The 13,326-nt window shown below is 50.9% G+C and carries 10 protein-coding genes and 5 tRNA genes (1 of these 15 only partly in view); all 15 read left to right on the plus strand.

The window, feature by feature from the left end; genetic code table 11:
* Window positions 1-71: the 3' end of a hypothetical protein gene (locus QVO97_RS12830; RefSeq protein WP_022360390.1), read on the plus strand. It extends 709 nt beyond the left edge of the window; 71 of the gene's 780 nt are visible here — the last part of the coding sequence; the start codon falls outside the window, past its left edge; it ends in the stop codon at window positions 69-71.
* Complete coding sequence (locus QVO97_RS12835) at window positions 58-726, plus strand: SpoIIE family protein phosphatase (protein WP_369678422.1); 669 nt, start codon at window positions 58-60, stop codon at window positions 724-726. Before QVO97_RS12830 ends, QVO97_RS12835 begins: the two co-directional genes overlap by 14 nt.
* 135 nt (window positions 727-861) lie before the next feature.
* Window positions 862-2,205 carry a tRNA lysidine(34) synthetase TilS gene (gene tilS, locus QVO97_RS11105; RefSeq protein ID WP_022360392.1) on the plus strand — a complete coding sequence of 448 codons (1,344 nt, stop codon included), beginning with the start codon at window positions 862-864 and terminating at the stop codon, window positions 2,203-2,205.
* Window positions 2,198-2,722, plus strand: a complete 525-nt coding sequence (gene hpt / locus QVO97_RS11110) for a hypoxanthine phosphoribosyltransferase (protein ID WP_022360393.1) — start codon at window positions 2,198-2,200, stop codon at window positions 2,720-2,722. The genes tilS and hpt overlap by 8 nt, the downstream gene beginning before the upstream one ends.
* 57 nt (window positions 2,723-2,779) lie before the next feature.
* A complete protein-coding gene (gene ftsH / locus QVO97_RS11115) occupies window positions 2,780-4,588 on the plus strand; it encodes an ATP-dependent zinc metalloprotease FtsH (RefSeq protein WP_333490970.1) in 1,809 nt (602 codons plus the stop codon).
* Window positions 4,589-5,109: 521 nt separating this feature from the next.
* A complete protein-coding gene (locus QVO97_RS11120) occupies window positions 5,110-7,275 on the plus strand; it encodes a glycoside hydrolase family 13 protein (RefSeq protein WP_022360395.1) in 2,166 nt (721 codons plus the stop codon).
* A 156-nt stretch (window positions 7,276-7,431) separates the two neighbouring features.
* Window positions 7,432-7,513, plus strand: a tRNA-Tyr gene (locus QVO97_RS11125).
* A 33-nt stretch (window positions 7,514-7,546) separates the two neighbouring features.
* Window positions 7,547-7,632, plus strand: a tRNA-Leu gene (locus QVO97_RS11130).
* A 98-nt stretch (window positions 7,633-7,730) separates the two neighbouring features.
* Window positions 7,731-7,804, plus strand: a tRNA-Met gene (locus QVO97_RS11135).
* 196 nt (window positions 7,805-8,000) lie between these two features.
* A tRNA-Phe gene (locus QVO97_RS11140) sits at window positions 8,001-8,073 on the plus strand.
* 3 nt (window positions 8,074-8,076) lie between these two features.
* Window positions 8,077-8,149: transfer RNA gene (locus QVO97_RS11145), tRNA-Lys, on the plus strand.
* Window positions 8,150-8,459: 310 nt separating this feature from the next.
* Window positions 8,460-9,581: a ComEC/Rec2 family competence protein gene (locus QVO97_RS11150; protein ID WP_022360396.1), complete on the plus strand. Its 1,122-nt coding sequence runs from the start codon at window positions 8,460-8,462 to the stop codon at window positions 9,579-9,581.
* A 92-nt stretch (window positions 9,582-9,673) separates the two neighbouring features.
* Window positions 9,674-11,266 carry an aminotransferase class I/II-fold pyridoxal phosphate-dependent enzyme gene (locus tag QVO97_RS11155; RefSeq protein WP_022360397.1) on the plus strand — a complete coding sequence of 531 codons (1,593 nt, stop codon included), beginning with the start codon at window positions 9,674-9,676 and terminating at the stop codon, window positions 11,264-11,266.
* A gap of 191 nt (window positions 11,267-11,457) precedes the next feature.
* Window positions 11,458-12,075, plus strand: a complete 618-nt coding sequence (locus QVO97_RS11160) for a guanylate kinase (protein WP_022360398.1) — start codon at window positions 11,458-11,460, stop codon at window positions 12,073-12,075.
* A gap of 260 nt (window positions 12,076-12,335) precedes the next feature.
* Entirely contained in the window at window positions 12,336-13,325 is a 990-nt protein-coding gene (gene holB / locus QVO97_RS11165) for a DNA polymerase III subunit delta' (protein WP_022360399.1), read from the plus strand.
* Window position 13,326: the final 1 nt, after the last annotated feature.

Genomic DNA, 13,326 nt, shown 5'->3' on the forward strand with positions numbered 1-13,326 from the left:
AGTGTGGCGAAAGACAGCAAAAGCCTGATCACCCGCAATGCGGCGACCTTCCGTTTTGTGGAAGAAGGTAAATACCGGATGGTGTACGGCATGGCGTGCAGCCCCAGGGAGGGTGAACCTATTTCAGGCGATACGTGTACGGTGCAGACCGGGCTTCCGGGGCAGGTGATTATGAGCCTGTCGGACGGCATGGGAAGCGGCAGAAGCGCCAGCGAGGACAGCGAGAAGGTCATTGAGCTGACCCAGCGCCTGCTGGAGACGGGATTTTCGGCACGATCGGCGCTCAAATTGGTAAATACGGTGCTTTTGCTGGCGGGCACGGAGCAGAATCCGGCAACAATCGATCTATGTTGTATCGATCTGGGGACCGGTGTGCTGGAAGCGATGAAGCTGGGCGCGGTGCCGACCTTTATTCTGGGGCGTGAGGGTGTTGAGTTTCTGGAAGCAGGCGGACTGCCGATGGGAATTGTACAGAACGCGGAGCCGGTTCTGATGTCGCGGAAAATGTGGGACGGCGAGAAAATTATTATGATAAGCGACGGCATTCTTGAAGCGATGCCGGGGGAACACAAGGAAGAGACGTTCATGGAATTTGTATCAAACCTTTCCGGCGGCAACCCGCAGGAACTGGCAGAACAGATCCTGGCGTTTGCGTCCGGGCTTTCGGACGGGGGTGTGGTGGATGACTGCACAGTGTTGGTCGGGACGGTGCTGGAACGTGGGTAAACGGTAGAATCTGGCAGGTTGAGAAATAAGGGGAGATCCGTTATACTGTGAAGGTACTGAACAGTTACGTGTGGATTTATTTTTAAGAGGGATAAAAAGAAATATAAAAGAATGCAGAAACAAACAGAAATTTATATGAAACAAAATCATATGACCAGGCCGGGGGATGGCGTTCTGGTCGGTTTATCCGGGGGAGCGGATTCCGTCGGTCTTTTGCTGGTACTCTGGAAGCTGCGGGAGACGTTTCAGATTTCCCTGCGGGCGCTCCATGTCCATCACGGGCTGCGCGGCGCGGAGGCGGATCGGGACGCGGCATTTTCACGGATGCTGTGTGAACGGCTGGAAGTTCCTTTTTATGAGTTCCGTATCGATGCGGCAAAAGAGGCGCTTGACCGGAAATGTTCCGTCGAGGAGGCGGGACGACTGGCACGGTACCGCCTGTATGAGGAGACGGCGCGGGCGTGGGAGGAAGAGATTCGGCAGGTTCATATCGCCACTGCCCACCATGCGGATGATAACGCGGAAACGGTTCTTTTTAACCTGTTCCGCGGAAGCGGTCTGACCGGGCTTTCCGGCATTGCTCCGGTGCGGGGGCGCATCATCCGTCCTCTTCTCTGGGCGCAGCGGAGCGAGATTCAGACCTGGCTGCGGCAGCAGGGACAGGACTGGGTCGAGGACTCGACGAACCAGGAGAGTGAATACAGCCGCAACTGGCTTCGGAATGAACTGCTTCCGGCGGTAGAAGAGCGCCTGAATGCACAGGCAGTCCGTCATATCGACCAGGCGGGCAGACGCATCCGGCAGGCAGATGCCTATCTGGAAGAGGTGGCAGAAGAATGGCTTCAAAAGCATGCACCGGACGGAAAGGCGGATGCAGGAGCGCTGGCAGAACAGGCGGAGATTGTGCAGGGTTATATCGTGCGGCGGTTGTTTTTAAAGAGCAAAATGCCGCTCCGGGACGTGACGGAGACGCATGTGCAGGCGGTGCGGGAACTTCTGCACCAGGGAACCGGAAAGAGTATTTCGCTGCCGCATGGGTTCCGGGCGGTAAATATATATGGATTTCTTGAAGTGCGCCCTCTTAGTCATCCAGGGGAAAGAAAAGGGGTTTTGCTTCCGGGCATCCAGAATGGGAATCTTTTGCAGATGCATACTTTCCCCTGTGAAAAGGGGGATGAATTTCCGAAAAACCAGTATACGAAATGGTTTGACTATGATAAAATAAAAGGTACCTTATCGCTGAGACACCGGCAGCCGGGGGACTACCTGACACTGCCGTCCGGCGGTCGGAAGACGCTGAAATCCTGGATGATCGATGAGAAAATTCCGAGACAGGAGCGGGAGGAAATCTGGCTTCTGGCGGAAGAAAAACATATCCTGTGGATAGTGGGGCACCGGATCAGCGCATATTATAAGATAACAGAACAGACAAAAACCATCCTTGAGGTGGAATTTAACGGAGGAAAAAGCAGTGGCTGATAAGATTCGTGTATTATTAACGGAAGAAGAAGTAAACAAGAAGATCAGTGAAGTGGCAGCACAGATCAACAAAGATTATGAGGGAAAGGAAGTCCACCTGATCTGTATCTTAAAGGGCGGCGTATTCTTTACCTGCGAACTGGCAAAACGCCTGACTATTCCGGTTTCCCTGGATTTCATGTCTGTATCCAGCTACGGTTCCGACACCAAGTCAAGCGGTGTAGTAAAGATTATCAAGGATCTGGACGAGCCGCTGGAGGGCAAGAATGTCATCATCGTGGAGGACATCATCGATTCCGGACGCACCCTGGCATATCTGATTGAGGTATTAAAACAGAGAAATCCGAAAAATATCGAGCTGTGCACCCTGCTTGACAAGCCGGAGCGCCGCGTGAAAAAACAGGTTCAGGTTAAATATACCTGCTTTACAATCCCGGATGAGTTTGTCGTAGGTTACGGCCTGGATTACGATCAGAAATACCGCAACCTGCCGTACATCGGTGTTGTGGAAGTATAAGGAGGAAGCCAGTTGAAACAACGTCAGTCGATGGGAGGCGTGGGGCTTCTGATCCTCATGCTGCTCGTTATCATGTTTTTCTCGTTGAAAGTCCCTGGAATGGCGACGGAGCGGGAATTAAGCTATCCGGAGTTCATGGTATATCTGGAAAATAAGACCGTAGAGAGCGCACAGATCCGCCCGAACCGCGAGGTGCCGACCGGTGAGGTTGTTTTTGAGACAACCTCCGGCGACCGGGAGGAATTCAATGTGCTGGATGTGAAGGAAGTAGAGATGGCGCTGCGCAAGGCGGGGGTTCCGTACACGACCACCAGCGTCCGCCAGGATAGCTATTTTATGACGGTGATCTTGCCGATCGCTTTGTCCGCAGGCGTCCTGATCTTCCTGTTTATGTTTATCAATTCTCGTTCCGGCGGCGGGGCAAATGCCAAGATGATGAATTTTGGACGCAGCCGTGCCCGGATGGTATCGACCAGCAAGGTCAACTTTACCAAAGTTGCCGGTCTGGAAGAGGAGAAAGAGGAACTGGAGGAGATCGTAGATTTCCTGAAAAATCCGCAGAAATACACTGGCGTCGGGGCGCGCATCCCGAAGGGCGTGATCTTAGTCGGACCTCCAGGAACCGGTAAAACCCTGCTTGCCAAAGCGGTGGCGGGTGAGGCAGGCGTTCCGTTCTTCTCGATTTCTGGTTCGGATTTTGTTGAAATGTTCGTCGGTGTCGGCGCATCCCGTGTCCGCGACTTGTTTGAGGAAGCCAAGAAAAATGCCCCGTGTATTGTCTTTATCGATGAGATCGATGCGGTTGCCAGACAGCGTGGTACCGGCATGGGCGGCGGTCACGACGAGCGAGAGCAGACGCTCAACCAGCTCCTGGTTGAGATGGATGGTTTCGGAGTCAATGAGGGCATCATCGTCATGGCGGCGACGAACCGCGTGGATATTCTCGATCCGGCGATTCTGCGGCCGGGCAGATTTGACCGAAAGGTGGCAGTCGGACGACCGGACGTCAAGGGACGCGAGGAGATTCTCGGCGTTCATACGAAGGAAAAACCGCTGGGCGAGGATGTGGATTTACACCGCATCGCGCAGACAACCGCTGGATTTACCGGAGCCGATCTGGAAAATCTGATGAATGAGGCGGCGATCAATACCGCAAAAGAGGGACGTAAGTTCCTGACCCAGACGGATATTGAGAAAGCCTTTATTAAAGTGGGAATTGGTGCTGAGAAGCGCAGCAAGGTGATTTCCGAGAAAGATAAGAAGATTACCGCATACCATGAGGCGGGTCATGCGATTCTGTTCCATGTCCTCCCGGATGTGGGACCGGTTCACACCGTTTCGATCATTCCGACCGGTGTCGGTGCGGCAGGCTATACGATGCCGCTTCCGGAGCAGGATGAGCTTCATATGACGAAGGGCAGAATGCTTCAAAATATCATGGTTTCGCTGGGCGGACGAATCGCCGAGGAGATTATCTTTGACGACATCACGACCGGCGCCTCCCAGGATATCAAGCAGGCGACCTCGATGGCGCGCGCGATGGTAACCGAGTACGGTATGTCAGAAAAACTGGGCATGATCAACTACGGTGGAGACAACAACGAGGTCTTTATTGGCCGCGACCTGGCGCATACGAGAACCTACAGCGAGGAAGTGGCGAGCGAGATCGACAGCGAGGTAAAACGCATCATCGACGAATGCTATGCCAAGGCAAAACAGATCATTCTCGATCACGAGGATGTCCTTCATTCCTGCTGTGCCCTGCTGATGGAGAAAGAGAAGATCGGTCAGGCTGAGTTTGAAGCGCTGTTCCAGGATGGAGAAAAGCCGTCAGGGGAAGCTGAAACTCCGGTGACAGAAGCATAAAAAGTTCAAAGCATGAAACAGGTCTGGAAATAAGCCTTCTTTTATGCAAATTTCGGGCGGATTTTGCTGGACATTTAGGGAGAGAATGTTGATTTGCACAAAAAAGAAATCGAAATAAAACGATGTTTGTGCACACTTATTTCTGCTCCTATGCTATTATAATAGACGTAACCCCCCCAATACATTATATAGTTTTTGCTACACCCCATAAAACGAAATACCTTCTCCTAAAAAGGTCAGCTACCCCGCTGACCTTTTTTATTTCATAGGAAATTATGTACTATGAAACAAAAAACGCTCCGCGAGGATGCGCACTCGCGCGAAGCAGAAACATGTCGCAAGCGACCGCGCGAGACGCCCGAATGTGCCAAGGCACATTCTTTTTTCTTGAAAATGAAAACAAATAAAAACCTAAAATTAGGGGTGTGAAAATAACTTGTGTAATTTTGGGAAATCCTGTAAAATATGGGCAGAAAATAACATGATTGTGAAAGCGGTGAAACCGCTGGAAAGGGAAACAGATGGAGCAGATCAATCGCGACGCGCTATTTTGCGACGAGACAGAGGATTACCGTTGTCCTTCGGAGGCAGATGCGGGTGAAGTCGTTACATTTTATTTCAGAACAGAGAAAAATGGAGCAGATGCGGTTGTACTGCTGGAATATGACCCGGAGACCGGGGCGCTTTTGCAGGAGTGGCAGATGAAACGGCTTTCGTGGGAGTGCTGTGCTGGCAGCGTTGGGAACGGTGCAGATACAAATCGAGGCATAGATGGTAGCGGTATGGCTGACAAGTCAGACAGCCGTTTTGATTACTACAGCTGTGCGCTGACTCTGGGAACGAAAACATTTTCGTATGTATTTCAGGTAACCTGGGGCGAGAACGTCTGTCTTTACAACCGGATCGGGCTGACAGAGGATGCGGCGGCGCACCCGTTCCGCCTGATTCCGGGATTTCATGTGCCGGAGTGGAGCAAGGGCGCGCTGATGTATCAGATCTATGTGGATCGGTTCTGCAACGGCGATCCTACAAACGATACGGAAACCAATGAATATATTTATCTGAAAAAACCGGTCACCCGGGTGACGGACTGGAAGGAACCGATCAGTACACTCGATGTGGGACGGTTTTACGGCGGTGATCTGCAGGGTGTTTTAGATAAACTTGATTATTTAAAGAGTCTCAAGATAGAAGCAATCTACTTAAATCCGGTATTTGTATCACCATCGAACCATAAGTATGACTGTCAGGACTACGACCATATCGATCCGCATTATGGAGTGATTCTGGAGGACGCAGACGGACTGGTGTGCCCGGAAGATACGGACAATGACCGCGCACATAAATATATGACGCGGACGGCGGATGAGCAGAACCTGGAGGCGAGCGATGCCTTTTTTGCCCGCCTGATTGAGGAAGCACACAAGCGGGGAATCCGGGTGCTGGTGGACGGTGTGTTCAACCATTGTGGTTCTTTCAATAAATGGCTGGATGCGGAACTTCTGTACCAGCACGCGGGCGGCTATCCGCAGGGGGCATATGTCTCGGAGGACAGCCCGTATCGCTATTTTTTCCAGTTTCACAATGAAAATGCTTGGCCGTTTAATGACAGCTACGACGGCTGGTGGGGACACGCGACGCTTCCGAAGCTCAATTACGAGGAATCGCCGGAATTGTACCAGTACATTCTGGGGATTGCGAAAAAATGGGTGTCGGCGCCGTTTGGAGCAGATGGCTGGCGGCTGGATGTGGCGGCAGATCTGGGGCGGAGTGCCGGGATGAACCATCAGTTCTGGCGTGATTTCCGCGTGGCAGTCAAGGAGGCAAATCCGGAGGCGGTCATGATCGCGGAACATTACGGCAGCCCGTATGACTGGCTGAAGGGCGATCAGTGGGATACGGTCATGAATTATGATGCGTTTATGGAGCCGCTGTCATGGTTTCTGACCGGGATGGAGAAGCACAGTGACGAAGAAAATCCGGCGCTGTTTGGGGATGGATGCGCCTTTTTTGAGGCGATGCGCTACCATATGAGTGAAATGCCGACGGCTTCCGTGCAGTGTGCGATGAACGAGCTGTCCAACCATGATCACTCCCGCTTTATGACGCGGACAAACCGCCGGGTGGGCCGTCTTGCGTCGGCAGGTGCAAAAGCAGCGGAGGAAGGCATCAGCTATGGTATTTTCCGCCAGGGTGTTGTCATGCAGATGACCTGGCCGGGCGCACCGACGATCTATTACGGTGACGAAGCGGGTGTCTGTGGATGGACCGATCCGGACAGCCGCCGGACGTACCCGTGGGGCGGGGAAAACCTGGAGCTGATCGAGTTCCACCGCTACATGAGCGGCATTCGGAAACGCTGTCCGGCATTTAGAAATGGTTCCCTGAAAGCGCTGGCGGCAGGAGATGGCTATATTGCCTATGGACGTTTTCAGAGTGCTCAGAGAGCTGGCGGCGCGTGCTGCGGCGTGACGGCGGTCAATACAGGTGATGACTGGCTGACGCTCAAGATTCCGGTCTGGCAGATCGGGGCGCGCGACGGGGCGGTCCTGCGCCGGGAAATGATGACCTATGAGGACGGTTACAACGCCGGACAGGTTGAACATGAGGTAAAGGACGGCTATATCGAGGTGAAAATCCCACCGGTCGGAAGTATCGTTTTGACGGGAAATGATACGGCATTGTAGGAAATGCGGCTTCGACAAGATATATGATTTCTGGCAGTTGAGCGAGAAGAATCAAAAGCAGGAAAAAATGGAAATAAAAATATTAAATAAAATATATAAAAACACTTGCTTTTTTGAGACAGCCATGTTATAATTTTCAACTGTCAGAGCAATTTTGGATGGGTTCCCGAGTGGCCAAAGGGGGCAGACTGTAAATCTGTTGCGTCTCGCTTCGGTGGTTCGAATCCACCTCCATCCATTTGGCTTTGTGCCAGTCATGAGTAATCATGATGCCGGCGTGGCGGAACTGGCAGACGCACAGGACTTAAAATCCTGCGAGGGTTAAACTTCGTACCGGTTCGATTCCGGTCGCCGGCAGTATCGGGAACAGTTTTTAACTGTTCCATCCATTATTATTTTTACAATAATGGTTGTATTTTTCCAGAAATTGTATATAATAATAGAGTAAGAATTAGCGCGGGGTGGAGCAGTCTGGAAGCTCGTCGGGCTCATAACCCGAAGGTCGTAGGTTCAAATCCTGCCCCCGCAATTTTTTTATGCAATGAGAAGTGCACAGATAAAAATATAGAAGTTAAAAACATGCTTGCATGTTTTTTAACAGATATATTTTTAGATGTATACGGCGAATGCCGTAAGCGAAAAAACGAAGTTTTTGAGCTGAGCACTTCGGACTAAAAAAAGCGACAAGCAAACTTTTAATCCGCATAAAACCAAATAACCATTACGCCCAGATAGCTCAGTTGGTAGAGCAGAGGACTGAAAATCCTCGTGTCACTGGTTCGATTCCGGTTCTGGGCATATGGGGTATTAGCTCAGTCGGTAGAGCACTTGACTTTTAATCAAGTTGTCCGGGGTTCGAATCCCCGATGCCTCATTACGAAGACACATTGCAGACGCGATGTGTCTTTTTGTATAATGGGAAATCCCTTGGAATTCTCTATTACACAAAAAGGCACTAACGTGCCAATGATGTGCACTCGCGCGAAGAAGAAATAGGAAACTTCGTTTAACATTCATGTTAAGTAAAAAAGCCATTCAGACAGGAGTCTTTCTTGAATATATAATTTCTTGTTTTCGGATATGGCAGCTGTTATAATTGATTGAAAACAGAAGCAAATAGAAAACCAAAATGGAAGTAAGAATAGAAATAGGCAAATGCAGAAATTTTAAAATGGAGAAGAAAAATGGAGCCAAACAAGATGAAACAGAAACGCTGGAAATATTTATATGCAGCGGCGGCGCTTGGCATGACGTTCCTTTTGAACTTGAGCGGATGTAGCCGCCGGTTCACGAACTATCCGGAGACAGCCGGAACGGTAGCAATCGTGGACAGTACAGAGCGGGAGGCTGTCCGAGATGAAAATGGAGAAAATCCAGATCAGCCGATTGATTTAGATAACCTGGGGGAACAGCAGTCGGCGGCAGAAATGGAAGCGTTAGCTGCGGCGGAGGCGGCGGAGCCGGGCGTGGAGGAGCCGTATCTGGACGGGGGAGAGCTTCGGCTTTTAGCGTGTGCGGATATCTGGCAGAACCTCTCCTGCGTTATGAAGACGAAGGAAGGCGCGGTGATCGTGGTAGACGGCGGTCGTGATGTCGATGCACCGCATTTGATTGAGGTTATTCAGGAGTTGGGCGGTCATGTGGATGCATGGCTTTTAACCCATCCGCACAGCGATCATGTGGGGGCGATCACGGAGATTTTAAACATGGATCCGATGCCGATCTCGATCGGTAAGGTGTATTATTCATTTCTGGATAAAGAATTTTTAGGTCAGGAGCAGGTTTCAAGACGGGATTCAGATTTGGAGTGTTATGATCGGATCACGGAAGCAATTGCGAAACTGCCGGAAGCAGAAAAATGCGGGACGCTTACGAAAGGGCAGAAGATTTCAGTGGCGGGCGCGGAGATCACAGTGATGAACGAGCCGTTTGCCTGCACGGAAAATAGTTTTAATAACAGCTCGGTCGTGTACCGCGTGGAGATGGGCGGAAAACGGATCTTGTTTTTGGGCGATATGGGCTGGCAGGCAGGGAAAGATTTTCTTGCCAATCATACGCAGGAGGAACTGAAATCGGATGTGCTACAGATGGCGCACCATGGGCAGAGAGGCGTGGAAGAGGAGCTCTACCAGGAGATTTTACCGGAGGTCTGCTTATGGCCGACGCCGGACTGGCTCTGGGATAATGTGCAGGATGGCGTCGCGGGCGCTGGTTCGTATAAGACGCCGATTGTCCGTGGATGGATGGTAACATTAGGTGTGAAGAAAAATCTTTGTGTCAAGGATGGCGATCAGATACTGCGGTAGTTTTTTATAAAAGATAGAAATAAAATTTTAAAAAGTTGTTTTCAGGGAAATGAAATGCTTCTGGGATGCGGTGCAGCGGATAGAAATAAGATATGAACGAAAAAAGAGAGAAACAGAAGGAAGAAGAAAAAGTGAATAAAGACAGGAAAATGCGGTCGGAAACAATCATCCTACGTCCGGAAGTGCCGCTTTTAGAACGTTTATCCACCTATGCGGCGTCGGATGCCTACCCGTTCCACATGCCGGGCCACAAACGCCAGGTGAAAATGGGGATAACTTCCGTTCCGAATCCATTTTCGGTGGATATCACGGAGATTGATGGATTTGACAACCTGCATCATGCGGAAGATATTTTGAAAGAGTCGATGAATTCGGCGGCTGCGGTGTACGGAGCAGACCGGAGCTGGTATCTGGTGAATGGCAGTACGTGCGGGATTCTGGCGGCGATCGCGGCGGCGGTGAAGCCGGGGGAAAAAATCCTCATGGCTCGAAATTCCCACAAATCGGCGTATCACGCGGTGATTTTAAACCAGCTGGAACCGGTATATTTATATCCGGAGGAGGTGCCGGAGTTTCAGATTCCGGGAGGGATCGAGCCAGATCAGGTGGAACGAGCACTTTTGGAGCATCCGGAGATCCGGGCGGTGTTTGTGACTTCCCCGACCTATGAGGGGATCGTGTCGGATATCCAGGGGATTGCAGCGACGGCGCACCGGCATGGAGCGGCGCTGATTGTGGACGAGGCGCACGGCGCGCATCTGCCGTTTGGGGATGGGAACTATTTCCCGGATGGAGCGTTACAGGAGGGGGCGGACCTGGTGATCCAGAGTCTTCACAAGACGCTTCCATCCCTGACACAGACGGCGATTCTGCATCTGAAAAGCCAGATTCTGGATGCGAAGAAGGTGGAACAGTATTTATCGGTTTACCAGAGTTCCAGCCCGTCGTATATTCTGATTGCGTCGATGGAGAACTGCGTCCGGTATATGGCAGAAAAAGGAGCCGGGGAGATGGCGCGGTATGGCGCACGATTGCGGGAACTCCGGGAAAAATTGGCGAAGCTAAAACATTTCCGGCTTCTGAAAGAGGAAATCTGTGGTGCGGCAGGTGTGTATGGATATGATCCGTCAAAACTGGTGCTATTTCCAGATTTTATGACGGGAACCAGACTGGCAGAGGTTTTGCGGACAGAGTATCATCTGGAGGCGGAGATGTCGAGCGGGCGGTATGTGCTTCTGATGACTTCGTTTATGGATACGGAGGAAGGATTTTCGCGTCTGGAGCGGGCACTTTTGGAGCTGGATGCGCGGGTGGAAAAGCTGGAGGCGGAAAGTGTTGGGCTGAAAGATGCAAAACAAGGCAGGCAGGAACCGTTTTCGGGAGCACAATCGAATCAGAAACCGAACCAAGAAAATGATTCAGAAAACTATCCGCAGCAGATGTGTCTCCCCTGGCAGGCATGGCATGGGGATGGCATGCTGGTGCCGCTTGAGGAGGCGGAAGGAAGGGCGGCGCGGACCTGCGTTACCATTTATCCGCCGGGGGTGCCGATGCTGATGCCGGGAGAGCGGATTGGAACAAGGGAGATCGCGCGGATCCGTGAGGATTGGAAGCTGGGACTTACGGTGGAAGGAATTTGTGAAAAATCAGACAAATTGGATTTGTGGATAGAGGTTGTTATTTAGGAAATATCAGGTATTGATTCACCAGGTTCGCACATTTACTGTGGGAACCGTACGAAAACCTTGGCTTACAAGGCAAAAATCCTTTGTTGAAGACAAATTCGCACATTTGCCATAAGAAACAGAGAAAAATCGGATTTATATATACGATGGAATGCGTGTGAAAATACTGGCTGGAAAGGCATAATAGGAAGATGGGACATATATTTTACGTGATGGGAAAGAGCGCGTCCGGGAAGGACACGATCTATAAGATATTGAGAGAGCGGCTGCCGCAGATCCGGACGGTGGTGCCGTATACGACCAGACCGATCCGGGCAGGCGAGCGGGACGGTGAGGAGTATCATTTTGTGACCGGAAAAAGGCTTGCGGATTTGGAGAAACAGGGAAAGATCATTGAAAAGAGAACCTACCAGACTGTTTATGGACCGTGGAGTTATGCAACGGTGGACGATGGGCAGATCGATCTGGGATCGGATGATTATTTCATGATCGGGACGCTGGAATCGTATGAGGGGACGCAGAATTATTTCGGCGCGGATGCGCTGGTGCCGCTTTACATTGAGGTGGAGGACGGTGAACGCCTTCAGCGTGCGCTTGACCGGGAACGGCAGCAGACAGAGCCAAAGTATGCGGAGCTGTGCCGCCGTTTCCTGGCGGATGAGGCAGATTTCAGTGCCGAAAATATGGAAAAATGTGGGATCCGGGCGGAAAACCGGTTTGAAAACCGCGAGCTGGAAGCGTGTGTGGATACGTTGGTAAGGGAAATTCGGGCTCACGGATTGGCACTTTTGGAACCGAAAGTGCCGTAAGAAAACGTGGTGGCAGCAGGAATTTGCCGTATTTAAATGCGAAGCCACGGCAAATTCCGTTACTGGGCACGTATGCGTGAACAGTAACAAATTCGGAATTTCATCGCACTAGGCAGAGGTTAAATCTTGTGTTATACTAAGATGATAGAGATTTACAAATAATAAAAGAAGGGCATGATAGAAGGGATCCCAACCGATCCATATGATTGAAACGATTTTAGAATTAAAATCCAGAGTCCAGCCCTGAAAGGAGCATCAAGATGGCAGGTTTTCACGATATTATTGGACATGAGAAGATAAAAGAGCACCTTCAGAAGGCGATCGGGTATCAGAGAGTTTCACATGCCTACATATTGTCGGGCGAGGAAGGAATGGGACGCAAGACGATCGCGAAGGCATTTGCCATGACGCTTTTGTGCGAGAAACATGGGACGGAGCCGTGCATGGAATGCCATTCCTGTAAGCAGTTTTTGTCGGGCAATCATCCGGATGTGATCTGGGTGACACATGAGAAACCTGCGAGCATTGGTGTCGATGATGTCCGGATTCAGATCAATGATACGGTTTCGATCCGCCCGTACAGCAGTCCATATAAGATATATCTGGTCGATGAGGCGGAGAAAATGACGGTGCAGGCGCAGAACGCTCTTTTAAAGACGATTGAGGAGCCGCCGGCCTATGCGGTGCTGGTGCTTATCACGACGAACCCGGAGGTATTTCTGCCGACGATCCTGTCCCGCTGTATCCAGTTGAAACTTCGTCCGCTCAAGGATTCGGTGGTAAGCGATTACCTGACGGAGAAAATGGGCGTTTCGGATGGTCAGGCGGATATTTATGCGGCGTTTGCGAGAGGAAATTTAGGAAAAGCGATTCATCTCGCCTCTTCGGAGGAGTTTGCACTTTTGTACCGAGAGGTGCTGACGCTGCTTAAAAATATCAAGGACATGGATATTCCGATGCTTCTGGATTATATCCGCAAGCTGCAGGAGGACAATCTGGATCTGTATGAGTGCCTGGATTTCATGCAGCTCTGGTACAGGGATATTCTGATGTTTAAGGTCACAAAGGACATGAATTCGCTGATCTTTAAGGATGAGTATTCGGCGGTCAGCAGTTGCTGCCAGAAGAGTTCCTATGAGGGGCTGGAAGAGATATTGAGTGCGATTGAAAAGGCAAAAGTCCGGCTGAATGCTAACGTCAACACCGATTTGGCGCTGGAGCTGATGCTTTTGACGATGAAGGAGAATTAAA

Source organism: Clostridium sp. CAG:43 (assembly GCF_000434655.1).
GTDB classification, from domain to species: domain Bacteria; phylum Bacillota; class Clostridia; order Lachnospirales; family Lachnospiraceae; genus Otoolea; species Otoolea fessa.